Annotated in this window: 21 protein-coding genes and 1 pseudogene; 10 read left to right on the top strand and 12 right to left on the bottom strand. The window is 44.0% G+C overall.

Annotated elements, in window-relative coordinates:
• Window positions 1–16: 16 nt before the first annotated feature.
• The gene (locus ACJA3J_RS03205; RefSeq protein ID WP_089651566.1) at window positions 17–775 is read right to left on the bottom strand and encodes a CsxC family protein; all 759 of its coding nucleotides are present in this window, start codon (window positions 773–775) and stop codon (window positions 17–19) included.
• 786 nt (window positions 776–1561) lie between these two features.
• Here ACJA3J_RS03205 and ACJA3J_RS03200 point away from each other — a divergent pair.
• Together ACJA3J_RS03200 and ACJA3J_RS03195 are read left to right on the top strand one after the other, a co-directional pair.
• A complete protein-coding gene (locus tag ACJA3J_RS03200) occupies window positions 1562–2752 on the top strand; it encodes a ParM/StbA family protein (RefSeq protein ID WP_089651567.1) in 1191 nt (396 codons plus the stop codon).
• 11 nt (window positions 2753–2763) lie between these two features.
• Window positions 2764–3132, top strand: a complete 369-nt coding sequence (locus ACJA3J_RS03195) for a dehydrogenase (protein WP_406945495.1) — start codon at window positions 2764–2766, stop codon at window positions 3130–3132.
• A 105-nt stretch (window positions 3133–3237) separates the two neighbouring features.
• On the opposite strand, the gene ACJA3J_RS03190 is transcribed toward ACJA3J_RS03195, so the two are convergent.
• Complete coding sequence (locus tag ACJA3J_RS03190) at window positions 3238–3801, bottom strand: CotY/CotZ family spore coat protein (protein ID WP_244157100.1); 564 nt, start codon at window positions 3799–3801, stop codon at window positions 3238–3240.
• Window positions 3802–3954: 153 nt separating this feature from the next.
• Here ACJA3J_RS03190 and ACJA3J_RS03185 point away from each other — a divergent pair, with 153 nt between their 5' ends.
• Together ACJA3J_RS03185 and ACJA3J_RS03180 are read left to right on the top strand one after the other, a co-directional pair.
• Window positions 3955–4458 (top strand): hypothetical protein, encoded by a 504-nt coding sequence (locus ACJA3J_RS03185; protein ID WP_309545188.1) that lies wholly within the window; start codon window positions 3955–3957, stop codon window positions 4456–4458.
• A gap of 116 nt (window positions 4459–4574) precedes the next feature.
• Complete coding sequence (locus tag ACJA3J_RS03180; RefSeq protein ID WP_115894411.1) at window positions 4575–5075, top strand: hypothetical protein; 501 nt, start codon at window positions 4575–4577, stop codon at window positions 5073–5075.
• Between the two features lie 159 nt (window positions 5076–5234).
• Here the strand turns inward: ACJA3J_RS03180 and ACJA3J_RS03175 are convergent, their stop codons facing one another.
• From ACJA3J_RS03175 to ACJA3J_RS03160, 4 genes are all read right to left on the bottom strand, one after another.
• Window positions 5235–5783 carry a CBO0543 family protein gene (locus tag ACJA3J_RS03175; RefSeq protein WP_115894410.1) on the bottom strand — a complete coding sequence of 183 codons (549 nt, stop codon included), beginning with the start codon at window positions 5781–5783 and terminating at the stop codon, window positions 5235–5237.
• A 192-nt stretch (window positions 5784–5975) separates the two neighbouring features.
• Window positions 5976–7157, bottom strand: coding sequence for an NAD(P)/FAD-dependent oxidoreductase (locus tag ACJA3J_RS03170; RefSeq protein ID WP_406945494.1), 1182 nt, complete (start codon window positions 7155–7157; stop codon window positions 5976–5978).
• A gap of 17 nt (window positions 7158–7174) precedes the next feature.
• Window positions 7175–7606 carry a DUF1641 domain-containing protein gene (locus ACJA3J_RS03165; RefSeq protein WP_089651572.1) on the bottom strand — a complete coding sequence of 144 codons (432 nt, stop codon included), beginning with the start codon at window positions 7604–7606 and terminating at the stop codon, window positions 7175–7177.
• 365 nt (window positions 7607–7971) lie between these two features.
• A complete protein-coding gene (locus tag ACJA3J_RS03160; protein ID WP_406945493.1) occupies window positions 7972–8889 on the bottom strand; it encodes an aldo/keto reductase family oxidoreductase in 918 nt (305 codons plus the stop codon).
• A gap of 196 nt (window positions 8890–9085) precedes the next feature.
• Between ACJA3J_RS03160 and ACJA3J_RS03155 the strand changes: the two genes are divergently transcribed.
• Complete coding sequence (locus tag ACJA3J_RS03155; RefSeq protein WP_406945492.1) at window positions 9086–10282, top strand: cytochrome P450; 1197 nt, start codon at window positions 9086–9088, stop codon at window positions 10280–10282.
• A 38-nt stretch (window positions 10283–10320) separates the two neighbouring features.
• On the opposite strand, the gene ACJA3J_RS03150 is transcribed toward ACJA3J_RS03155, so the two are convergent.
• Complete coding sequence (locus ACJA3J_RS03150) at window positions 10321–11046, bottom strand: TspO/MBR family protein (RefSeq protein WP_089651575.1); 726 nt, start codon at window positions 11044–11046, stop codon at window positions 10321–10323.
• Between the two features lie 175 nt (window positions 11047–11221).
• On the opposite strand from ACJA3J_RS03150, the gene ACJA3J_RS03145 reads away from it, so the two are divergent.
• Window positions 11222–12112: a fructose bisphosphate aldolase gene (locus ACJA3J_RS03145; protein WP_406945491.1), complete on the top strand. Its 891-nt coding sequence runs from the start codon at window positions 11222–11224 to the stop codon at window positions 12110–12112.
• A 42-nt stretch (window positions 12113–12154) separates the two neighbouring features.
• Here ACJA3J_RS03145 and ACJA3J_RS03140 read toward each other — a convergent pair whose 3' ends face one another.
• The 5 genes and pseudogenes from ACJA3J_RS03140 to ACJA3J_RS03120 all read right to left on the bottom strand — a co-directional run bounded on the left by ACJA3J_RS03140 (window position 12155) and on the right by ACJA3J_RS03120 (window position 20371).
• Window positions 12155–14743 (bottom strand): heavy metal translocating P-type ATPase, encoded by a 2589-nt coding sequence (locus tag ACJA3J_RS03140; protein ID WP_406945490.1) that lies wholly within the window; start codon window positions 14741–14743, stop codon window positions 12155–12157.
• A gap of 21 nt (window positions 14744–14764) precedes the next feature.
• Window positions 14765–15136, bottom strand: coding sequence for a metalloregulator ArsR/SmtB family transcription factor (locus tag ACJA3J_RS03135; protein ID WP_089651578.1), 372 nt, complete (start codon window positions 15134–15136; stop codon window positions 14765–14767).
• Between the two features lie 164 nt (window positions 15137–15300).
• Window positions 15301–16319 (bottom strand): annotated as a pseudogene (locus ACJA3J_RS03130) (DUF3231 family protein).
• A 240-nt stretch (window positions 16320–16559) separates the two neighbouring features.
• Window positions 16560–18368: a YhgE/Pip domain-containing protein gene (locus tag ACJA3J_RS03125; RefSeq protein WP_406945489.1), complete on the bottom strand. Its 1809-nt coding sequence runs from the start codon at window positions 18366–18368 to the stop codon at window positions 16560–16562.
• 2 nt (window positions 18369–18370) lie between these two features.
• Complete coding sequence (locus tag ACJA3J_RS03120) at window positions 18371–20371, bottom strand: RND family transporter (protein ID WP_406945488.1); 2001 nt, start codon at window positions 20369–20371, stop codon at window positions 18371–18373.
• A 215-nt stretch (window positions 20372–20586) separates the two neighbouring features.
• Here ACJA3J_RS03120 and ACJA3J_RS03115 point away from each other — a divergent pair, with 215 nt between their 5' ends.
• The 4 genes from ACJA3J_RS03115 to ACJA3J_RS03100 all read left to right on the top strand — a co-directional run bounded on the left by ACJA3J_RS03115 (window position 20587) and on the right by ACJA3J_RS03100 (window position 24130).
• Entirely contained in the window at window positions 20587–21153 is a 567-nt protein-coding gene (locus tag ACJA3J_RS03115) for a TetR/AcrR family transcriptional regulator (RefSeq protein WP_115894401.1), read from the top strand.
• A 391-nt stretch (window positions 21154–21544) separates the two neighbouring features.
• Complete coding sequence (locus ACJA3J_RS03110; RefSeq protein WP_406945487.1) at window positions 21545–22285, top strand: metal ABC transporter ATP-binding protein; 741 nt, start codon at window positions 21545–21547, stop codon at window positions 22283–22285.
• A 3-nt stretch (window positions 22286–22288) separates the two neighbouring features.
• Window positions 22289–23146, top strand: a complete 858-nt coding sequence (locus ACJA3J_RS03105) for a metal ABC transporter permease (protein ID WP_115894399.1) — start codon at window positions 22289–22291, stop codon at window positions 23144–23146.
• Between the two features lie 39 nt (window positions 23147–23185).
• Window positions 23186–24130, top strand: coding sequence for a metal ABC transporter solute-binding protein, Zn/Mn family (locus tag ACJA3J_RS03100; protein WP_406945486.1), 945 nt, complete (start codon window positions 23186–23188; stop codon window positions 24128–24130).
• The last annotated feature ends 10 nt before the right edge of the window (window positions 24131–24140 follow it).

The raw sequence follows: 24140 nt of genomic DNA, 5'->3' as shown, positions 1-24140 counted from the left end.
GCTTTTGTCTTAACCCTTAGCCATTAAGTTCGACTTGTTGTTTTTGCAAAACTTTCACGCGGAATCTGAGCATCATTTTTTCAACGATGTGGTGGAAGTAGCCTTCATCAACAGGACTGTATGATTGACGATCTGTTGCTTCATCCCACTCGATGATGTCACTCGCGACAAGCTCACAGTATGGGAGCTCGTTGTACGCCTGTGTGCTCTCTTGGTGGTACTGGGAAAGATCACTTGATAGTGCTTGATCTTTCTCAGGGAATCCTTCACCCAAGTCCTGAGCACGGAAGAAGTCAAATTCTCTTCTTGTGTTTGCTACAGGAAGCTGAACGAGTCCTTCCAGGTCTACAGTCGTCATGCAGTCAAAGTGGATCTTTGTCGTCAATGACTTCATGTCAGAAGAGATACATTCGCCTGAAGCACCGTAAACAGGGCTTGCATATTGAATGTTTTTGCGGACATATCCTTTGATGAACAATGGGAATTCTCCACCTGTGAATAAGTCGTCGCTTCCTGTTGACGTACGTGTCATCAAACGACATTGAGTGATTACCACTCTTTTCTTAATATCTTTGATTTCCAGTACAGGGTGTGGAAACTTGATGTTCGCAACAAGGTGAGTCGTAACATCGTAGGCTCCGAGTTCAACAGGAACTTTGATTGTTAGTTCATCTGCAGGGTTTACTGGAGTAGCCGCTTCCGTGTTTGTGCAATTGTCAACTGAGGCTGACGCATTAAGGTTTACACAATTATCGTGACAATTATCTTTTTTCATCACTTTTTTCCTCCTTTATATTAACCTCACTGTATTCTATGCAATCTACTCTATTAAGCATGGTCAGATGAAGGAGTATAAACGTGGAACTTTGAACAAGTTCTCCATTTTTAATAGAAACCCCCCTTTTCTATCTATTAAACATAAGCTCCCTTTAGTTGAAGACTCAGTTTCGAGATAACCGGGTTCGTTTGCCGTATTTTGAGTCAGGGTTGGTTGGGAAGCTACTCGCTTTCCTGTGGGGGAGCGCCGAGCTTCCTCGGACTGCGTCCTGCGGGATCTCGCCTATCTCCTTCTCCCACGGGAGTCTCGCAGCTTCCGAACCACCCCATTCGATTTATTTGAGAAACGAACCCTTTACCAAGCTGGATTGTCTTCCACTATCCCACTGTTAGGAGTATAAAGCGCTCAGTATCAAGCTTTCAGGATTCAAACACCTCTGCACGGGAATTTGATCCTTATACTCTCATCGCTGAATTGTTGCTTATTCGAGAAGGAGGTTTCGAGACACTAATTAGGCAAAGGGGCGGAGGGGAATGGGGAGACTCCTGCGGGAAAAGAGTGCTAGGTGAGACCCCGCAGGACGAAGTCCGAGGAGGCTCACCACGCTCCCGCGGAAAGCGATCCATTCCCCGCAGCCCCATCCACTCAACAAAAGTCTCGAAACTAAGTCTTCCACAATCCTGACATATTCTTTAAGATAAGGCGTGGATTTGATGGGGAGGAAATGGGTATTCGCACAGGGACGGCCTCTTCGACATACGTTGTAGAATGAGGAGGTAGAAAATGAATAGAAATAATTTTCTTGCCGTAGATGTCGGAAACAGCTGGTACAAAGCGTTGGTATCAGACCAGGGAGAAATGTTTGATTATCAGATGCCGAACGCGATCGCATTGTTTGATGAGGAATTTTACGAAAAACCTTATGATGAAGAGGATGTGGAGCTTGAGGAGAATTTGATCGTTGAAATCAAAAGCCCTTCCATCCAGGATCGACGGGAGATCTTTTATATCGGAAAGTCAGCGATGCAGCAGAAAAACGTCAGCTTAACGTCATTCAACAATCAAAAGGTTGACGAAGAGCGCACCTACCTTCTGCTTTTTGCAACCGCTGCGTATCATGCTTTATTGACCAATCCTGCTGAAGAGGATCTCCAATTTACGATCGATCAGCTGGCGGTATCGTTACCAACCACCCAATACAAGGAAAAGAAGGAAATCTTCAAACAGCGATTGATTGGAAATCATACGGTCATTTTTCATAAAGTGCCGGGTATACGAGAACCGAAGGAAGTCGCAATCAAAATACAAATTGAGGATGTTATCGTAGGTGCGGAAGGCGCGCTTGCCTACTTAGCTTTGACGAGGGATCAGGAGACGCTTATGATCTCGGACGATTCACTCGTGAAGGATTCTTCTAAAGGCATTCTCATCGGAGACCTCGGCGGAGATTCGGTGGACTTTGTAGGAATTAAGAAGAATAAACCGGTCGCATCTGTCGAAGGTGAGCCGTTCGGAATCAATCAATTCCTCGACCATATCATACAAAAAGTAAGTAAAAATGAAATGTACAGCTTCAATTCACGTTCGGAGCTTGAAGAAAAACTCGTGGCCGGACAGTCCGAATGGTACGTTGAACCATTCGCAGGAGTAAGAAAAGATATTAGTAAATACATCACGCCACAGCTGCGTTTGATGGCGATCAAGTATCTCGAGCATTTTGACAGAGTGAGAAGCCGCTCCAATGAAATCAAGGGTGCATCCCGATACATTGCGGTCGGCGGAGCCGCTGAAATCGCTGAAAAACAAATTAAAGAAGCAGCCGTGAAATGGAATGAGCGCGGCCGTCCGATTGAATTACTTTTCCCTGAGAACATGTCGCAATTGAATGTCCAGGGATTGATGATTCTTGCTAAGATGCAGTGGATCAGCAAAAACAAAGAATATACGGACGATTATGCTTATACCAAAAGTTAGAGGGTGAAGGAATGTCAAACGTATATCACGATTATTTTAAACAAACCGTGCTTACGATCCCCGATTCCTTCATTGATGTAAAAACAGGGGACCATCACTCTGTCCCCCCTGAAATTTTAGAGGAAATTGCCTATCACTCAGAAAATAACACCCTGAATCATTTAATATTTTCCGCCTTAAGTCACTACTTCCATAAAACAGCGACTCCCCAACAAGAGGGAACAAATGGGGTCTTGTCAGAATTGCTGGAAATAAAGAGACTACTGGCCGGAGGCTCTTTCCAAAGGGGAAGTGTACCATCCTCTACCAACAAACCAACTGTTTCACAGGGAATGGACATTCAGGAAATCGAGGATCTGTTAGAAGCATTCGGCGGGTAAGCACATATGTACAGAAGGTAGACTCATGAGGCTACCTTCTTTTCTTTTACCGACGTGTGCATAGGAAAGGTAAATCGACGTTTCGCCTCATCTTAATCGTTTGGTTTACAAATGAACAGCTGGCAGACAGGTAATCGCACAAAAACAAGATAAATCCACAGTGATGCAGATGCCCGTTCCTACGAGATCATCAAGATTCTTATGATCCAGTTGATGACAGGCGTCCCCGTGTTTGCTGTGACAATGCTTCGGTTGCTTATCTTTCAAGTCTGACTTAAAGTCAAGAAGCTCCAGAACCGCACAGTCTTTATTCAATTCTTTAATTTTAAAAATGTGAGTATGGATACACTTGATCTTCTCTTTCTTAGAGTGACAGGAATAAGTGGCTACCCCTGTGCCTTTGAACGGTTCACATCCGCAATATAAAAGGAATGGAATCGTGTTTTTCTTTACACGCTTCTCTCCTAGCAGTTCATTGATTGATTGCTGGCAAGACGTGTGGCAATCATCTTTTTTTACTTTCTTTTGTGCATAAAGGATCGCCTCTAATACATCTTCTACACAATTTTTATAATGTTTCATTTTATGGTGTTTATCTTTTTTTCCACAGCATCCATCTTTATGGTGGTGATCATAGTCATAATCATAATCATACGCTCGATAACTCATTTTTTTCACTCCTTAATGATTCAGTTACCGTATTATACGTGTGGAAAGGAGTTTCGTTTGATATGTGCGCCCACAGCAAGGGAATTTTCTTTCATCTTCAATCCCTCATGGTTCCTGAATAATACTAATGACCCATTATAGGACTTTTTCATTATGAGCGTATCGTACCTTGGTTCACTTCTTTCCTTCACTTATACTGAGAATAATAGAAAGGAAAGGTCAGTGATTTTCATGCTTTACGTACGGCAGGTTGAAGACATTATTAAGGATACACTGCTTGAACATCAACTGGACATCAATTATGAAATCAATAATAAACTTCCAGCACCCATGAGCTATAATGTATCCACAAATACAGTGAATTTTAACTATCTACAAATCAACGGATATATGAGTAAAATAAAAGTAAATGAACCCGAAGAGAACGTTGTGAAAATCATCCTCTATCATGAAATCGGCTACTACCTCACATTCAAAAAACATAAACACGATTTGCGCACACTCATGTACGGAGGAGATGAGGAGATTGAAGAACTGAAGGCCGTCATTGAAACCAATGCTTGGAACTATGGACGTGCATTAGTCCCCGAACATTTGGTAGAAACTTATGATCTCGTTCGGGAAAAGGACGAGCGTCTTCTGCAAGGATTAAAATAAAAATTCCTTTATTCTACAAATTATCCTTGAAACTGGAAGGTCATCGCATCGATCTTGTAGAAATAGTTATACAGTCACTGCATGATTAGGCTTAATAAAAAAGGAAGGTGAATGGCATGTTCAAGAATCGTTTATTCAAGAATGTTCTATTCCGATGGATGCCACATAAAGAGCAAAGCATTTGTGAAAAAAGATTGATCAAAGTGGTCAAACGCCTGAAGGTTGAGAATTTCAATTTTAATTGGGACCGTAACAGTTGTTTTGTGGAGTTTACATATCAAGGGGAGAGCTATCGTCTCGAGCATTCCGTTGATAAAGCCAAAGAGAAAGGCATTATTTTAAGGAATGGTTTGGATTGCTTGAACGAATTGACACAGTCACTCGAAGACTTGGGATTGATTATCGACCGTGGCATGTACGACTTCGACACTTGGATTGCCGGCATGAAACAGTCACCTTCCGTTGAGGAACCGCCTGAAGTGCAGGATGAGTTTCAGCTCAAGTATAAATCCCTGGGAAAACAAGCTGGGGAAGAAACGATTGCGCTTAAACCGGAAACTTCTTTTAAAAAATACGAAGACAGCCATCCAACTTCGAAACGGACGCAAATCAAATAAAAGAATGACCTGCCTCTTAATCTAAGGAGCAGGTCATTTTTTATTAATCTTTTTCTTGCCGATGTACATCCACATCGCTAGATAACTCGAAAAAAGCAGGATCAAAAACATGGGGACAGATAACACATCACGTATGATCACGGCTGCATGACATCCTTTCTATTTTAAACTGTCCAAGGGAAACGGAAAGAATACGTAGAAAAGGACAACAATGGGCAGAGATACGAGAAGCCCCCGGACAGGGTTTCTGTAATGAAGATAAAGGACGAGGAATAATACGGCATTCAACGGAATGTTAAGCCAGTTGTTCCACCCATGATCATATACGTACATTCCTTTTAGAGAAAACAACCATTCTATTACCGTATAAAACGCGATCCAAACCGTGATATAGACGAATTGGTTGCTCCGGGTTTTGGGAATGCGCTGCAAATAGATAATTAAGCCGATCGGGCAGATGAAAAAAGTGAAAGCCATGTTGATGATGGAATGGTTCAGCCACTCCATCGTCACCCCGCGGAATGCCCACAGTGTGTGATTATAATAAAGGAAATTATAGGTCATGTTCACAGCAATAAAAAACAAGATCGTCGGGTATTGCTTCCCTACCTGCTTCCAATCAACAAATCGATAGGCAAAAAGAATCCATACCACTATGACTAATAATAAATACATTTCCCACCACTCCATGAAATCAATTATCCCCATTCTGCACCCACCCATTCACCTTTATACCTGCGCGATAAATTCCCAAAAATAGCCACACCAGGTCATCCAATATCTGGATGACCTGGCGTGGAAAATAATGTAAAAAATGCACAAGAAAACGCCTGCTTCGTTTTCGCTTGGAAGCGCTGGAAGCAGGCGTTTGTTAAGGGTGTTTCACCTTAGAGAATATTCTTAATAGGCAAGTGCGAATAGTCCCTTGATGTGGGATAGGTAACGCACGTTACTTGCTTCTTTCATGACAGAAGCTGGAAGACCTTTCAATGGTGTCTGGTTGGCACCGATGAAAGCTACCGCGTCTTTACGGCCAAGGCTTGCAAGCGTACCTGAGTTGACAGGTTCAAACTCTTCAAAGCTCTTGTCTTCAAGGTAGGCATATAGGTTATAACCGACAGTCTCACCCATTTGCCAAGCGATTTGTGCTGTCGGTGGTTGTGGACGTTCATCACCTGGTTTGAAATAAACCGCACTGTCACCGACAACAAATACGTCTTTGTGGGATACAGACTGAAGGTAATTGTTTACAGACGCACGTCCGCGATTCACTTCAATACCGGATTCACCGACAAGTGGGTTTCCAGCAACTCCACCTGTCCAAACGAACGTATTGGCTGTCAGCTTACGGCCGTCTTTCAACTCGATGATGTTTCCTTCCACATTTGTGACAGGAAGTTCTGTCAGGAACTCTACGCCACGTTTTTCAAGGCTTTTCGTTGCTCTTTCAATCAAGTGATCAGGAAGCATCGGCAAAATTTTCGGCATGGCCTCTACGAGTGTCAACTTAATTTCATCAGGGTTAACACCATATTTTTTAGCCATTGCTGGTGTTTCATCAGCCAATTCACCGACAAGCTCGACACCAGTCAAGCCACCGCCGCCGATGACGATGTGGGCATCTGCCTCGTTATTCGTCGCTGCATAATCACGAATGCGAGCTTCCACATGTTCACGGATTTTATTTGCATCTTCCGCAGATTTAAGGACCATGCTGTGTTCCTGCAGTCCAGGGATGCCGAAGTAGTTCGTTACACTACCTAGTGCCACGACCAAAGCATCATAGAACAGTTCAGAACCATCTTCTAGTGAGATCTTTTTGTCATTGACAGAAAAGGACTCGATGGTCGCAACCTTAAGGTTGATGTCTTTTCCTTTCAATAACTTCTCAAGAGGAAGCGCTGCCGCCTGCTCAGAAATGTTTCCTGCTGCCAAACGGTGCAATTCTGTAATGATTTGGTGTGTCGGGGTTTTATTAATGATTGTGACGTTCGCTTCTGAAGCGTCCATGTATTGGCGCACAGACAAAGCGGCAAGAAGCCCGCCATAACCGCCGCCTAGAATGACGATTTCTTTTGACATGTTGATTCCTCCATTTCCTACTCTTTGTGATTGCGTTCAGCGGATACTTTTAAGTATGCGTTAACGAAACGGAACATTTTTTGAGCTTGAGGGTCTTTCAACATCTTCATCAAGCCGAATAGTCCGATAACTTCTGAGCTGCTTTCCGCATGATCTTTCGCTTCGATTGCGTTCTGCGTTACTTCTTTCACGGAATGTTTAAGAGGCTCAGCCACTTCTGACATGAACTCAACCGTGTCTTTTTTCAGAACTTCATCCGTCGCAAGCGATTGAACGGTGTCGTAGGAGCTTGAAAGAATCTTCACCAATTCGGTAAGCTTCGGAAGCTCTTTCACAAGAACAGTCAAAGATTCCTGTACTTCTGGTTCCAGTAGTTGGTCGAGCAGTTCACGCTCGTCACGAGCAACGTTTGTCTGCCCGTCTTTTTCTGTTGTGAATGAATCTGCCATATCCACTTCTCCTTTTTTGAGCCCGGGGCTCATTTTTTATAAGTAAATAACTAGTACAAGCAACGAAAGCTCTACCTGTTATAAAACAGTAAGAGTGCCATTTTATAGCTAACGTTACTAGAGTAAAATATAATCTTGTGAAGCACAACACATTCTTACAAAATAAACGCTTTTAATCATAATTTTTTCATAATCCCCGTTCTTTTTACAGCATTTTCAATCAAAAAGACGGATTTATCGCTCTTATTATCATTCGCTAAAGATATTTTCTCATTCTAGAATATACCTATTTTATATGAGAAAAGGTTCTCCATACGAGGAGGAGGCTAACCATGAACCCGATTAGCCCCCTCCTCCAATCATTATTACGGTAAATCGTTACCAGCAGCTCGGTAAAGCTCGTACCATTCTTCTCTAGACAAGACAATATGAGAAGCTTTGGCAATGTCCTGCATTCGCTGCGTATTCATTGTGCCAACGACAGGTTGAATGTTAGCCGGGTGACGCAGAATCCAGGCTATTGCGATGGCAGAATCCGTCACCTCATACTTTTCAGCAAGTTCCTGAAGCTTGGCATTCACCTCTGGGAAAGCGTCATTGCCTACAAAAGGACCTTCGATCATTCCGTGCTGGAATGGTGACCATGCTTGAATGGTCATATCATTCAGTCGGCAATACTCCAAGACATTGCTGTCCCTGACGACGGCAGGATCGTTTTGCATGTTCACATTGAATCCAGCATCAATCATCGGCGTATGGACGAGGCTGAGTTGCAGCTGGTTGACGATTAAACTTTCTCCCACATACTTCTTCAAGAGTTCCATTTGCATCGGGTTTTGGTTACTCACACCAAAGTAACGAACCTTTCCGCTTTCTTTCAGTGCGGCGAACGCTTCCGCTACTTCTTCCGGCTCCATCAAAGCATCTGGACGGTGCAGCAATAAACTATCCACATACTCTGTATTCAACCGCTTAAGACTTCCGTCCACTGACTCCAAAATATGCTCTTTAGAAAAATCAAAGAACCCTTTACGAATGCCGCACTTCGTTTGAAGCTTGATGTCTTCACGTGGCACGCCGGTCGTTTTCAGTGCTTCAGCAAATACAGACTCCGATTCTCCTTTTCCATAGATATCGGCGTGATCAAATAAGTCGACCCCATTCTCGACCGCATTTGTGATCACTTCCGATGCCTCCTTCGTGCTCAGTTCACTCATTCTCATACAGCCGAGTGAAATCTCCCCGACCTCTAAATCACTTTTCCCTAATCGAATTTTCTTCACATTGCTTCCACCTTTCTTAACCTACCTATCCTTATCCTATCACTTTCCCTCAAAACCGTAAGGAATAACGCTTACAATAAAAGGAGTACCAGGTCATCCAGAATCTGGATGACCTGGTACTCCTTTTATTTCCATTTATCTTCAATCCCTTATATAATCCAAGATAGACAGATCATTTCAGAGGAGGAGATATGTAATGGGGAATTTGGAAACACTTCATCAGTCGAATTTTAAAATAGGAGCCTATTCGTTTTACGAAGATCTTCGCGAAGGGCAGCCAATTTTTCCAATGAACAGTGATGGAACGAACCACTCTTGGATGATTACCAAATACGATCACGTGAAAGAGCTATTAAAATCACCCAGTTTCATTAAAGACCAAAGCAAGTTATTCTCTTCTGCTTCTAAAGACACCGAACAAGACGACTTCAACATCTTCCAAAACATGATGCTGGACGTCGACCCACCTGACCATACACGCCTGCGCAAACTTGTCCAACCTTACTTCAATCCTAAAACCATTAAGCAGCTGGAACCAAGAATCTGTGAAATTGCGGATGATCTATTAAACCAAATGAAACAAAAAGAAACGAAGGTCGACTTAATTGATGATTACGCTTTTCCACTGCCCATTATCGTCATCAGTGAGATGCTCGGGGTCCCCGCAGAGGACCGGGATAAATTCAGACAATGGTCCAACACCATCGTCTCTGCCTCCAACGAAATGGACCCTGACTTTATGGTTGATGTAGAAGCTTTTACTACATACCTGACAGAGCTTTTTGAACAACGAAAAGCAGAACCTCAGGATGACTTGGTTTCCCACCTCATCCAAACTGAAGAAGACGGGGAGCAGCTGACAAGGAATGAACTCTACTCTATGATCGTCCTTTTGATCATCGCCGGCCACGAAACGACGGTCAATTTGATCGGGAACACCATGTTTGCCCTGTTTAAACATCCTGACCAATTTGAAAAAGTAAAAGATGATTGTACTCTCATTCCTGGTGCGATCGAAGAAGGACTTCGCTATTACAGCCCTGTCGATTTTTCGACCGCTCGCTGGGCAGATGAGGACATTGATTTCCATGGCCAGCTCATCCGGCGTGGGGATTTCATTGTCGCGTCGATTAGTTCAGCCAACCGTGATGAAGAAAAGTTTGAACGTGCCTCTCAGTTTGATATTACAAGAGAAAGAAATGCTCATGTCGCATTTGGGTTCGGGATCCACTTTTGTCTCGGCGCACCTCTCGCCCGCCTCGAAGGGAAAATTGCGCTGAAAAAATTACTAACGACATTCCCGGATATCGATCTGAACCGCGATGTAAACCCACCCGAATGGCGTTCCGTCTTCCTTTTAAGAGGCCTGGATTCCCTTCCTGTTTCTTTTTGAACAAAAAACAGCCACTTGATGAACGCATCAAGTGGCTCTTATTTTTTTCTGAATCCATATAAAATGGTGAGCACAAGCAGCAGTCCCGCAAGAATAAAAGCGGAGTTCACTACAAGAGGCACGTCGCTGCCCTGATTTTTCACCCCGATGCCGATAAACGCCCAGACAAAAACGAGCGGATACACCCAATCATCCTGGCTTTTCATGAAGTAAATAGCAAGCAGTGTGCCTACAATCATCAACAGTACCGTCCATACAGTCGCGGAAATTCCGAACCCATCCCAGCCGATGTAGGTTAAATAATAGCTGATGTTCGCGATGGTGGCGACGCTGATCCAACCGAGATAAACAGAAAACGGAAGACGATCGAAAAAAGAAGCCTCATTTTTCTGTAAGGTCTGATATAAACGGATCAATGTGAGCAACAATCCAATCATCACCAAGACGGAAATTCCGAAAAATTCATAGTGCCACATAAAGATCCAGAGACTATTCAGCAGGCTGCTTAAGACGAAGAGACCACTTGTCTCTTGGTAGATGGGCAGGTCCCGCCTACTTTTCGGAAACTGTCGAATCACCCAGATGCCTAGTAAAATGTAAATAAGTCCCCATATACTGAACACATACCCCGCAGGAGTGAATAACACGTTCAGACGGTTGGATATTTCACCTGTCGTCTGACCATTCAAGGGCAAAGCATTAGCAAGTCCATTCACAGTGACGACAAGAATGAACGCCAGAACGTTCATGATCCACTTCCCCATAAAAGTTCCTCCTCTATACTCCGATTGATACATAGTATTCCTTTTCATGCTCTGTTAAAACACCTTCCCCCGCATCCACAGTAAAACTCTTCTCCCATTTTCAGGTTATGCAAATCCAATTAAAGGGAACAGTATAAAGGGTAATTTTTCACACTACGAAAAAGGAGTGGAAAACATGAACAACAAGCAATTTGAAAAAGTGAAGAACGGAAATGGATTTATCGCTGCACTTGACCAAAGTGGTGGAAGTACACCGAAAGCGCTGGCCGCTTATGGCGTACCGGAGGATTCCTATTCAGATGAGGATGAGATGTTCGACCTTGTCCACCAAATGCGGACAAGAATCATTACCTCCCCTTCTTTCGATGCCGACCATATCCTCGGTGCCATTCTCTTTGAGCAAACGATGGACCGGGAAATCAAGGGTCAATATACGGCCGATTATTTAGCCAGCAAAGGGGTCGTCCCTTTCCTTAAAGTCGACAAAGGGCTTGCGGAAAAAGAAAACGGCGTGCAGCTCATGAAACCGATTGATGATCTTGATGAAACATTACGCCGTGCCAATGAACGTAACATTTTCGGCACAAAGATGCGTTCCGTCATCCATGAGCCAAATCCAAGCGGCATCAAAGAAGTCGTTCAACAGCAGTTCGACATTGGAAAAAGAATCATCGCTTCAGACCTTGTACCGATTATTGAACCAGAAGTTGATATTCACAGCAGTGACAAGGAAAAGTGCGAGGAACTTCTCCAAGATGAGATTTTGAAACACTTAAACGAGTTGTCTGATAGTGAGAACGTCATGCTGAAGCTTACGATCCCTACTCAGCCGAACGCATACAAAGAACTCGTCGATCATACCCGAGTCGTTCGTGTTGTTGCGCTTTCCGGTGGTTATTCCCGTGAAGAAGCGAACGAAAAGCTTAAGGAAAACGATGGCGTCATCGCAAGTTTCTCCCGCGCCCTGGCCGCAGACTTGAATGCCAATCAGTCTGATGAGGAATTCGACGCAGAACTGAAGAAAGCTGTAGATTCCATCTATGATGCTTCGGTTAATAAAAAATAGAGGACAAAAAAGGTGTGATCCAATGATCGCACCTTTTTTATATTATTTATTTCTTAATAGTCTCATACTGTTGAGAATAACAAGTAAAGCTGCCCCTGTATCACTTAACACAGCCATCCATAAAGTCAGGACTCCCGGAAAAATGAGCATCAAGGCCGCAAGCTTCGTCACTAACGAGAACCACACATTCTGTTTAATAATTTTCATCGCTTTTCTGCTCAAACGGATCGTGTGAGGAAGCTTCTCCAAATTATCGGCCATCAGGACAATATCTGCGGTTTCCATGGCTGTATCAGTCCCTGCTCCTCCCATAGCGATTCCAAGATCTGATGTCGCTAAAGCCGGGGCATCATTGATTCCATCTCCAACCATGGCGACATTCTTTCCTTCCGCTTGGAGCTTTTTCACAGCTGAAACTTTATCCTCAGGTAAGAGCTCAGCGAAATAGCGATCGACACCTGTTTCCCTGGCAATCTTATCTGCTGTTCCTTTGTTGTCCCCTGTGAGCATCACCATTTCCTGCATACCAACCTGCTTCAGCTTTTGAATCGATTGAACGGTGATATCCCGGATGGTATCAGCAACAGCGATGAGGCCTAGAACTTTGGTTGAAGTTCCTACAATGACAATGGTATGCCCCTCTTTTTGCAACTGGTCAATCCGACCTTTAATCTCAGAAAAAGGCACCTGCATCTCTTCAAACAACTTCGGACTTCCAGCAAAATATTCAACGCCACTCAACTTCGCCTTCGCACCTTTTCCTGGGATTGCTTGGAAGTCTTCGCCTTCTATCGCCGTCATGTTTCGTTCTGATGCATACGTCGTAATCGCCTGAGCAATCGGGTGAGTGGAATGTTCTTCAATGGTCCGCGTCACACGGATCAACTCATCCTCGCTCACAACTAATACGTGCACTTCAGAAACCTTTGGACGCCCTTCTGTAAGTGTCCCTGTCTTATCGAAAGCGATGGCTTTAATAGTTCCCGCTTTTTCCAGAAACGTACCGCCTTTGATGAGGACACCATTCTTAGCTGCATTTCCGATAGCTGAAACAATCGCGACCGGTGTAGAAATGACAAGAGCACAAGGACAGGCGACCACGAGTAATGCGAGTCCTTTATACAGCCACTCTCCCCACGTACCAAAGCCAAAGAGAGGCGGAATGATCATGACCAACAGAGCGAGAGTGAAAACAATCGGCGTATAGACACGCGCAAAACGATCCACGAAAGCCTGGGTGGGGGCCCTTTTCTCTTGAGCCTCTTCTACAAGGTGGATAATTTTTGCTATCGTTGTATCTTCTACGAGCTTCGTGACTTCAATCTCTAACGATCCACTTTCATTCACTGTACCTGCATAAACGATATCTCCCGTTTGTTTATCTACAGGCAATGATTCTCCCGTTATCGGAGCTTGGTTGACACTGGATGTGCCAGTCATGACGTCACCATCCAAGGGAATCTTCTCGCCAGGTTTAACGACGACGACCTCACCAATCCCAACGTCTTCTACCGCTTTACGGACGAGTTGGTTGCCTGATTTGACACTAGCTTCTTTGGGTGTGAGGTTAATCAAACTTCTAATCGATTCTCGTGTTCGTTCAATCGATCGGTTTTGGAGTGTATTTCCTAATGCGAACAGCCATACAACCATGGCTCCCTCAAACCACTCTCCGATCAAGGCAGCCCCGATGGCGGCGGATGCCATGAGGACGTTCATATCCAAGGAGCCGCTCTTGATTGCATAAAAAGCACTTCTCGCAGGCTTGAACCCGCCTATCAGTATGGCCACCGCATAAAAGGCAGGAATGAATTCAGCCGGAATATTTGTGAACGATCCAATAAAACCGAGACCAAGAAACAGACCAGATAAAGTCGTCGTCGATGTTCCTTTACCTTTGTCAGCTTTCTGATTTTGGTCGTCATCTTTTCCTTCCAAGGAAGCTTGAAACCCGGCTCTGCCTACTTCCTTTACAATTTCTTTCGCGGAGGTCGTATGTTGAATCTGCATCTTCCCTGTTGAAAATTGGACTTGAACGTCTTGAACGGCAGGATTTTTGCTCAAATGCTTTTCAATCGTCATAGCACAAGAACCACAGTCCACCCCCTCTATTTTATAGGTTTGTTTATTCTTAGAAGAATCCACCGGTTCCGCTTCAAAGCCCAATTTACGAATATGTTTCGGAATCTGCTCATAAAGAGATTCATTCTCAGCATCTATCGTCATCTTCCCTGTCCCGTACTGAACGCTGACCGATTGAACGCCGCTAACCTTCTGAAGCCCTTTTTCAATTGTAGCGGCACAAGAAGGACAGTCCATGCCTTTCACCTCGAATTTCGCCACGTTTAACCTTTCAGACCTTCCAACATCCCCACTTGAGCTACAACTAGAAATCTCTTCCTGCACATTTCCACAACAATGGTCTTGAGTCGCTTCAGGCTCCTTTTCCTCCTTAGCGCTCGAGCAACAATTCGTTTCCGTCTTATCATCTTGCTTAGCGCTGGAACTGGAACAACAGTCGACTTCCACCACTCGTTCCTCCTCCTTAGTACTGGAGCAACAAGACACCACTTCATCTTTTAAAACCTCTTCCGAACTTGAACAGCAGCTCGCTTTTTTCTCCTCACTCATTCCTCTCACCTCTGTTTCTCTCTATACTTCATTCGAGTGTTGAATCGCAATAGAAACCAACTGGTGTACATGCTCGTCAGCCAAAGAATAGAAAACGAGTTTTCCTTCCTTACGGTATTTGGCTAATTTCATATTTCGCAGTAACCGGAGGTGATGAGAAGCGGTGGCAGTCGTTGAACCAATAATGTTGGCTACATCACAGACACAGAGCTCGTTTTCAAGTGTCAGGGCATAAGCGATCTTTAATCGTGTGGCATCGGAAAGGGCTTTGAAAATCAGCTCCACTCCAAGGACTTCATCCATCTTCGGCTGGACTCTTTGGACAAGTTCTTCGTCATAACAAAAAGTATCGCACGTATCTTTCGGTGCTTTCTTCACAACATTTTCACTCAATATATTCACCTTCATTCAAATATTCGTTTTAATGTTTAATTATAGTGTATGCCCTCTTTTCCAACTTCGTCAATGATAATAATCAAACATTTATTTGAATATAAAAATAACCTGTTTTCCAAAAGTAGAATGCACTTTGGAAAACAGGTTTGACCAAAATTTCATTATTTTCTCTTCAACCCTTTGCCCAACTGGTCACGATCAGGAGCTGCAGGAGGCTCTTCCAGCCATTTATTCTTGATCATAATTTCCGCTCCGTCCTGCGCATACTGGCCGACTTCTGCAGATAACCGTTCATAATTCAAAGTGAGGTCGCTCCTCTGACTGGCAGCGGCTGCCGTAGCGTAATTCCCGAACCCTGCAGAGTTAAGAAGGCTCACTTGGAACATCATCAATTTATCAGAAAAAACAGGTGTCGTACTATCTGTAATCGCATGATTTGGAGAAATCGGGGAGGGATATCGTCTTTCATTAACGTCTTCGAAAGAATATCCATATGTTTTTTAGATATTTCTTTTCCGCGTTTCATGTATTGGCTGACCTGGTGAGATTGCGACGACTGCATAAAACTTGAAATGAGCATAATTCCAATTTGGTTTGTTTCGATATTCAAACTTAAATGGGTAATCTCAATCGCGTTAAGGATCCGGTGATTTTTCAGTGGATTTATCCCTTTCAAGTATCCGACATCATTAACGAAAGAAAACTGTTTCGGGTAGGGAATATAGGGCCTTTTTAAAAACAAACCTTTCTCTAAAGCCGTTTCTGAAGCCAATCGATATAAATCCTGCACCTGATGCAGGGCATGCCCGTAGAAATCCTGGATATCCCTTCTTGAAGCCACAGCCAAATTACCCGTATGAACGACCATCCCAACCCGTCCCATGTGTAACATAAAGGTCAGTTTAAAAGTATCTGTATAAAGGTCAGGTGCTTGAAGTTCTACATCCTTCTCCGAGAATCCATAAGGAATAGGTAAGTTTTCCTTCTTGAATATGGACTCAATCTTATAAACATGTTGTTCTGAAATTTTTACCGCCTTTTTAATAATCGGTTTGACATCCTCATCCCGCACTTTTTCATACATATATTTCACGAATTGAAGACTCATACTATCATACAAATAGGTCGTCCATAAGCTTCCTAATTCAGATGCAGTTAAATCAATCTTTTTATTGGTCATGATTAAACCCCTTTTTCTTTTGCCTGATCTACAAATCCTACCCTTAATTTGAGCGTGCAGTAGAGAATTCATACATCACTTCCTATGGTGCGGTGCTCGATTCCTTTGGGGGTGTTTCCCCCTCCTTTGGCGCGTCTCACACCCGCTTTGGCGCGATAACATTCTCTTCAGCACGGGGGTGTTCCTCCTTGGGGCAGTAAAAAAACCTCCTCTCAACAAAAGTTAAGAGAAGGCTTCCCGTTATCTGAACAAATCCAACAAGCGATCCCAGAAGCTTTTTTCCTCTTCTTTCTCTGGAGCCTCTTCTTGTTCTTCGTCCTTTTTAATGCTTTCTGTTTTAATGACAAACTGCACCGATCCAACCTTTTTATTCTTCTCTGAAACGAAGGAAGTTGGTTCGAAATCGGATTTATCGTATTCTTCAACCATTTGTTCAATCTCTGAATCCATCTGTCCAGGTAAATCGCTGGTGTTGGCTGCTAATTGGGATGTGCCGTCATGAAGTTTTGCGGCTCCATTCTCGAGCTCAGCGGTTCCGTTCGTTAGACTTCCAATACCGCTGTGGATGTCTGCATAGGATCCTGCCAGCCGGTCAACACCACTTGTGTATTCCTTGAGTCCAGAATGAAACTCCCCATACTTCGATGAAAGAGACTGCAAGCCTTCTTGCAACTGTTTAAAAGATTCGCCGATATCCATATTTTCCATGCTGCTACCGATTTGGTCTGACATCGTATTTAGGTTTGTACTCATTTCATTCAATGAGCCGGCACTCTGTTCCAATGCCGGTCCGACCGCCTGATACGCTTCTTTCACATCGGCATACGTTCCTTTAGCCGTCTGAGCGGCCTCGTACGTTTCTAACAGCTTGTTGACGACTTCCGGGTTGGCCCCACTTTCATGTAATGCCTGGATTTCCTGTCCCGTAATCTCATACTGAGGGATGGCTTCGATCGACTGACTCAATGCCTGATGAGCCTGACCATACTGTTCCTTCAAGTTTGTCAGGCCTTTTTCGACTTCACTCAGACCTCCAGCCAGTTGGCCCAGCCCCTCTTCCATTTTGGCAAAATCGCTCACGTTCACTTCGCCAGATCCTGAAGCGACAGCCTCGTTCATCTGTTGCAGCGCATTTTTGATCGAAGCTGATCCTTCCACAAGCTCTGAGGAACCATTACTCAACCCCTGGATGCCGTTATTGTATTGTTCTGATCCATCATAAATGCTTGCTGCGCCATCATTCAGTTCAGCGATTCCATTTTTGAGTTCTCCGACACCATTATTAATTTCGGCGGTGGCATTGGATAACGAGCCCATGTCGTTCTTCATTCCGCCGATATCCGGCGCGTCAATGGACATAGAGGATGGAATCGCTGCAAATTCAATGCTTTCCATCTCCAAATCGCTGACGTCCGCGGTCAGAGTGAAGCTCCCTTCTTTTTCCGGCATGACGGTGAAGGTCACTTGCCTGTTTTTTCCGGCGTTCGCGACCGTTCCTTCAGGAGCCTGAATGTTTTCGTAAATCATAGAGTCCAACTTCATCGTGATCTGCATCAAGTAGTTATTGAAGAAGCTCTCATCAGCCCCTTCGTTTTTTGTTGTATCAATGCTCACTTTGAGCTTGCCGTCTTTTCCGACTAGCTCTTCAGGTTTCATGGCTTCTCCATCTAATTGATAAGAAACATCTATATTCCAAGGCAGGGGCTTGCCTTCCAAATTCCCTTGATAGTAATACTCCTCTTCTTTTGCAGTCAACTCAATTTTTTCATTCTGCTGCTCTATTTCTGTGACATCTGTTAGATTTTGAACACTCGTATAAGGTCCATAATCAACGATTTCACCAGGCTCGTCGATTGTAAAATTGTTGACGACGTACATTTCTTCTTGATCCCCGGTAGCATCGAGCGTGGTGTACACGACTTCATGCTTTTTCGAGTAGGATCCTTTCGTTGCCGGTTCAGTTTTTCCATTTTCTTCTGCCGACACAGGAACGGTCGGCAAGACGAGAAGAAATGCTGTGAACATCGCTGTCGCACGTTTAAATTTCATACTCACTTCTCCTCCTTATAAAAGTTAGCTTTCCAAGTCGTTCTTTTAATCACACGGTCAAAGATGACAAGCAGGGCCGGAAGCACAAATACAACCATAAAGAAGGCAAGCAGAGCTCCTCGTCCTAATAACAATCCGATGGAGGATACAATCGGATTAGAGGATGTAATCCATAAAATGAATCCGACACTCGATAAAATGGCCGCTGATACGAAAATCGCAAAAATTTTATCATCAATCGTTTTTTTGATTGCCTTCAGGGCAGGCATTTCTTTTCTCAAATGATTATAGTTTTCCGTAAACAAAATCGCGTAGTCCACCGTAGCCGCCAGCTGGATGGTACTGATTAAGAGATAGCCGACATAAACAAGCGATGTATCCATAAAGTACGGGAACGATAAGTTGATCCATACAGATGCCTGAATCGTCACAAGCAGGACGACAGGGATGGAAATCGAACGGAACGTGAGCAGCAACACGAGGGCCACGGTCACAACCGTCAGAATATTGACGAGCTTGTTATCGTCCTGGACGATATTTTTCATATCATACAGGGTGACACTCTCACCGAGCATGTGCGCTTCTTGATAATAATTGTCGGTGGTTTCTTTAATTTTCTCTATGAGAGAAAAAGCCTCTTCCCCTTCGGCATCTGTTTCGGTGTACAGGGTGATCCGTGCATAGTTCTCCGAATAAAACGACTCCGTGATCGACTCTTCCAGGTAAGCTGGAGGGATCGCGGGGCTGACCATGTTGACGTAGGAGATGACACTGGAAACAAGCGGAAGGCTTTCCAACTCCCGTACAAGCTCCTCCTCCTTGGCCCGGTCGCCTCCAGGTACGAGCAGAACCATCGGCATGTTCTTTCCGAACTCCTCCTGAATCGCTCTCGCATCCTGCCCTGCCCTTGTGCTTTCAGGGTGTTCACCTGTTCCATAAATGAAAGAAGTTTCACTTTGCGCCAAAAAGGCAGGAACGATGATCAAGATAACGAAGATCAAACTAGGAATACGGAATTTCATCACACGTTTTCCGATCCCTTTAAAATCCGGAACAAACGGACGGTGCTGTGTGCGGTCAATCCAGTGATAGAACATCAGCGTCAACGCTGGAAGGAAAATCATGACACTGAGGAAGCTCAGCAGAATTCCTTTAAGTAAGTTGAGACCTAAATCTGCCCCGATGCCGAAATCCATGAACGTGAGAGCCGTAAACCCGAAGAAGGTCGTCGATGCACTGGCGATGATCGCAGGGAACGACCGTTTCATCGCAAGGAGCATCGCTTCCTTAGGGTCGGACACTTCTTTTCGATAATCAGAAAAGCTATGCAGTAGGAAGATCGCATAGTCGAGCGACACCGCGAGCTGTAAAATGGGAGCGACCGATTGCGTGACAAAGGATACTTCTCCAATGAAGATATTCGTCCCCAAATTGATCAGGACAGAAACTCCGATCGCCGTCAAAAAGAAGACCGGTTCCATCCACGACGTCGTGGACAAAACCAAAATAAGGATGATGATTGGAACAAGTAAAGCCGCCGCATACATCGACTCACTGCCTGCCATCTTCTGAGAAACCGCCGTGTTGACCGCTTCGCCTGCGACCGCATTTTCTTCTCCTATCAAGTCATAAATGGCATCGGTCGCTTCCACTTCGTAACCTTCCTCAATCGTTACAGAAAAAAGGGCTGAACGATCCTGGTAATACGTTTCGACGGTGTTTGAGTCTGCCATCTCGAGCGGTACTTTCAAATCGATGACATCATCGAGCCACATCACATTGGTGACACCCTCGATCGAATCAAGGTCTTCTTTATAACTTAATGCCTCAGTAACAGAGATGTCCTGGATCATGACCCGGGTATTTTCCACCGGCTCATCAAACTCTTCCTCCATCAACTCCATCGCCTGCATGGATGGAGAGTTTTTCGGCAGGTAATCGACCATGTTGTAATTGACCGATACCCCGAACTGCGCCACCGTACTGAGAATGGTTAAAATCATAAAAATGATGACAATGCTTTTCTTATGTTTAATTATTCTTGATGCCCAGCCAATAAGGCCTCACCTCTCTTGCAAATGACATTCATACATTCTATCATTTTATTAACACCGTGTTGGATATTCAACAAACAGTTTCTTAACTAGCGTCAGTTTCCCAACACAACTTTATTTTGTGTTGGATTGTCACAGAAATGTAACAAAAAGGGGCCAGAACTATGAACGAAAAACTTGACCGCAGAAAAAAATATACAAGGAAAGTACTAAAGGAAAGTTTAATCAGCCTTCTTGCAGAAAAGCCGATTTCCGACATTACTGTAAAAGAATTGTGTGCTCTTGCTGATATTAACCGCTCAACCTTCTACACCCATTACTCCGACCATTACGACCTGCTCAGCAAAATCGAAGAAGAAATCACAGAAGATATGAACCGCTACCTGCACAGCTATAACTACGAACATGAAGAAGAATCCATTCAAATGACAGAAAAAATATTAGAATATGTCATTGAAAACAAACTCATGTTCCAGACCTTGCTCAATAAAGAAGCTGCTCCGACTTTTGAAAAACGAATGATGGACTTGACACGGGGGTTCATGAGGAACAATTGGATGGACGAACATATGGCAAATAAGCATGAATCGGAGTACTTAAGCTCCTTCGTCATCAGTGGAGCCATCCATGTCATCAAAGATTGGATTGAAAAAGATATGGATCAGTCGCCGAGGGAGATGGCGGTCATGATCAATCACTTTATTAATTATGGTTTTTCTTATTTAGATTGACGCAGGGGCGTACGCTACTTCAGGACTTCATGGAATAGAATGTTCAAAAAAATAGACTCTCTGAAAGTACAAAATCCTACTCCCATTGAGCCCCCCCTTTTTTTCTAGCTTCTATACTTTTATTCATTTAGAATACAATTTGAATAAAGGTTGACTTTTATTGGTTTCACCTATATATTTTGCATCAAGGAAACTTTTTAAGTAATCTTCAATTTTGTCAACTTTCTTTGGTATCCCCCATATAGTAAAAGGACTATTTTTTTACCCAAAAAGTTGCACTAGGGAAAATTAAATGACTCGCACAAATTTTTGTGATAATACGACAAAACCATGAGTATATCTAAACCTTAAAGTAAGGAAAGATGATATTCATGTCAAAGGAGGAGAAAAGATGGCGAATGCTGCCCTATCCATAAAGAACCTGCACGTTTCGTACTATGGGAATGAAGCAGTGAAAGAAGTCAGCTTAACCGTGCACCCGGGAAATCTCGTCGGAATTATCGGTCCAAACGGTGCCGGAAAATCCACATTTTTAAAAGCCATGCTGAACTTGATTCCACGGGATAAAGGAGAAATCAAACTTCTAGGAAAAACGGTGAAAGAAGTACGGAAGAAAATCGCTTATGTCCCTCAGCGGAATGATATCGATTGGGATTTCCCGATCACCGTCCTTGATGCCGTACTGATCGGCACCTTTCCTAATTTAAAATTATTCAAACGCCCGAAAAAGAAAGACAAAGAGTGGGCCATGGAATGTCTCCGCCGGGTCGGTATGGAAGATTTCAGTAAAAGACAAATCGGTGAATTATCCGGCGGTCAACAGCAACGTGTCTTCTTGGCCAGGGCGCTTGCGCAAAAAGCCGAGTTGTTTTTCCTTGATGAACCGTTTGTGGGTGTGGACGTATCGAGTGAAGAAACGATTGTACGCATCTTAAAAGAATTGTGCTCTCAGGGAAAAACAGTCATTGTCGTCCATCACGACTTGAGTAAAGCCAATGATTATTTCAACCAGCTCATTCTTTTAAACAAAGAATTGATTGGTTTCGGCTCCGTCCAGGAAGTCTTCCAGACAGAAATCATCGAAAAAGCCTACCAAGGACAGTTTGCTTTCATGAAAGAGATAGGAGTGTAAGTCATGGCTTTTATTGAAGCGGTTATGCAATATGGATTTTTACAAAAGGCGTTATTAACGTCGATCATGGTCGGAATCATTTGTGGAGTGGTCGGTTGTTTCATCATTCTCAGAGGAATGGCCCTCATGGGGGACGCCATCTCTCATGCGGTCTTACCTGGGGTCGCGATTTCTTATATGTTCGGAATCAATTTCTTTTTTGGCGCTGTTTTCAGTGGTGTCCTCACAGCAATTGCCATCGGATTCGTCACTCAGAACAGCCGGATTAAACACGACACATCCATCGGCATCATGTTCACGGCGGCCTTCGCTGGAGGAATTATCATCATTACAATGTTAAAAAGCAGCACGGATCTCTATCATATTCTGTTTGGGAACGTTCTCGCGGTCAGAGCCTCTGATATGTGGATTACGCTCGGGATCGGAATCGTCATTTTAGCCGCTGTGTACCTTTTTTATAAGGAGCTCCTGGTCACCTCTTTCGATGAAACGATGGGAGCGGCTTACGGGTTGCCCGTACGACTCATTCATTATTTCCTGATGACCCTGCTTACGATGGGGACTGTCGCTTCTTTACAAACCGTAGGAATTGTCCTGGTTGTGGCGATGCTGATCACCCCGGCAGCGGCTGCTTACCTTTTGACCGATCGTTTGTGGGTGATGATTTTTCTTGCTTCTGGTATCGGTGTTCTTTCATCTGTTATCGGTCTCTACTTCAGCTTCACCTATAACCTGGCATCAGGTGCGACAATCGTCATGGCAGCAACAGCAATCTTCATCCTTACCTTCCTGTTCTCACCTAAACACGGATGGTTATGGAGAATGTTGAAAGTCAGAAAGAAAAAAGCATCCCTTGTCTAAATAGAAAACTTTCATATATAAAAGAGGAGGAAAATTTTCATGATTAAGAAAAAGTTTTTATTGTTAGCAGCCACCCTTTTCACCCTGCTCACGCTAGCTGCTTGTGGTGGAGAAGAAGCGAACGGAAACACGGAGCAAGAGGATGGGAAAGTCCAAGTCGTAACGACGTACTCGATTGTGTATGACATTGTAAAAAACGTCGGCGGTGATCTGGTCGACATTCACACCTTAGCCCCTATTGGCTCTAACCCCCACGAGTATGATCCGCTGCCGGAAGACGTGAAAAAGACTACGGATGCGGATGCTGTCTTCTACAACGGCTTAAACCTTGAAGCAGGGAACGCCTGGTTCAACAAATTGATGGAAACCGCAGAAAAAGACAGCGAAGATGCGCCCGTTTTCCTGATGAGTGATGGGGTTGAAGCGATGTACTTAACGTCAGAAGGGAGCGAAGGTGAAGAAGATCCTCACGCCTGGCTGGATATTCGGAATGGAATCAAATATGCCGAAAATGCAAGAGATGGCCTCATTAAAATCGATCCTGAAAACAAAGAGGTTTACGAAGAGAATGCGGAGGAATACATCGCCGAACTGCAAGCGTTGCACGACAAAGCTGTCGAACAGTTCAATGAGATTCCTGAAGAAGAACGTGTGCTTGTAACAAGTGAAGGGGCATTCAAGTACTTCAGTGATGCCTACGGGTTCCAAGCGGAATACATTTGGGAGATCAACCAGGAAAATCAAGGAACTCCAGAGCAAATTACGAGGATTGTAGATATCATCAATGAAAAACAAATCACAGGGTTGTTCTTAGAGACGAGTATCGATGCGCGCAGCATGGAAGCCGTCTCGGAAGAAACCGATGTTCCCATCATGGGCGATGTTTTCACTGATTCCTTAGCTGAACCAGGCGAAGAAGGCGATACGTACATTTCTATGATGGAGTCTAATATTAATACAATTAAAGAAGGATTGAGCAAATAACTCAAAAGCT

This window comes from Halobacillus sp. SY10 (assembly GCF_045401165.1).
In the GTDB taxonomy this organism is placed as follows: Bacteria; Bacillota; Bacilli; order Bacillales; family Halobacillaceae; genus Halobacillus; species Halobacillus aidingensis.
Note: the sequence above shows the minus strand (reverse complement) of the source record. Positions and strands in the feature narration are given on the sequence as shown.

Excerpts from the sequence above, each read along its gene's own strand:
- ACJA3J_RS03170 (WP_406945494.1), bottom strand. The coding sequence starts at position 7,157 with ATGTCAAAAGAAATCGTCATTCTAGGCGGCGGTTATGGCGGGCTTCTT.
- ACJA3J_RS03110 (WP_406945487.1), top strand. The coding sequence starts at position 21,545 with ATGGCGAATGCTGCCCTATCCATAAAGAACCTGCACGTTTCGTACTAT.
- ACJA3J_RS03140 (WP_406945490.1), bottom strand. The coding sequence starts at position 14,743 with ATGAGTGAGGAGAAAAAAGCGAGCTGCTGTTCAAGTTCGGAAGAGGTT.
- ACJA3J_RS03200 (WP_089651567.1), top strand. The coding sequence starts at position 1,562 with ATGAATAGAAATAATTTTCTTGCCGTAGATGTCGGAAACAGCTGGTAC.
- ACJA3J_RS03100 (WP_406945486.1), top strand. The coding sequence starts at position 23,186 with ATGATTAAGAAAAAGTTTTTATTGTTAGCAGCCACCCTTTTCACCCTG.
- ACJA3J_RS03150 (WP_089651575.1), bottom strand. The coding sequence starts at position 11,046 with ATGGGGAAGTGGATCATGAACGTTCTGGCGTTCATTCTTGTCGTCACT.
- ACJA3J_RS03180 (WP_115894411.1), top strand. The coding sequence starts at position 4,575 with ATGTTCAAGAATCGTTTATTCAAGAATGTTCTATTCCGATGGATGCCA.
- ACJA3J_RS03190 (WP_244157100.1), bottom strand. The coding sequence starts at position 3,801 with ATGAGTTATCGAGCGTATGATTATGATTATGACTATGATCACCACCAT.
- ACJA3J_RS03105 (WP_115894399.1), top strand. The coding sequence starts at position 22,289 with ATGGCTTTTATTGAAGCGGTTATGCAATATGGATTTTTACAAAAGGCG.
- ACJA3J_RS03125 (WP_406945489.1), bottom strand. The coding sequence starts at position 18,368 with ATGAAATTTAAACGTGCGACAGCGATGTTCACAGCATTTCTTCTCGTC.
- ACJA3J_RS03145 (WP_406945491.1), top strand. The coding sequence starts at position 11,222 with ATGAACAACAAGCAATTTGAAAAAGTGAAGAACGGAAATGGATTTATC.
- ACJA3J_RS03155 (WP_406945492.1), top strand. The coding sequence starts at position 9,086 with ATGGGGAATTTGGAAACACTTCATCAGTCGAATTTTAAAATAGGAGCC.
- ACJA3J_RS03185 (WP_309545188.1), top strand. The coding sequence starts at position 3,955 with ATGAGCGTATCGTACCTTGGTTCACTTCTTTCCTTCACTTATACTGAG.
- ACJA3J_RS03205 (WP_089651566.1), bottom strand. The coding sequence starts at position 775 with ATGAAAAAAGATAATTGTCACGATAATTGTGTAAACCTTAATGCGTCA.
- ACJA3J_RS03115 (WP_115894401.1), top strand. The coding sequence starts at position 20,587 with ATGAACGAAAAACTTGACCGCAGAAAAAAATATACAAGGAAAGTACTA.
- ACJA3J_RS03165 (WP_089651572.1), bottom strand. The coding sequence starts at position 7,606 with ATGGCAGATTCATTCACAACAGAAAAAGACGGGCAGACAAACGTTGCT.
- ACJA3J_RS03195 (WP_406945495.1), top strand. The coding sequence starts at position 2,764 with ATGTCAAACGTATATCACGATTATTTTAAACAAACCGTGCTTACGATC.
- ACJA3J_RS03120 (WP_406945488.1), bottom strand. The coding sequence starts at position 20,371 with ATGATTTTAACCATTCTCAGTACGGTGGCGCAGTTCGGGGTATCGGTC.
- ACJA3J_RS03175 (WP_115894410.1), bottom strand. The coding sequence starts at position 5,783 with ATGGGGATAATTGATTTCATGGAGTGGTGGGAAATGTATTTATTATTA.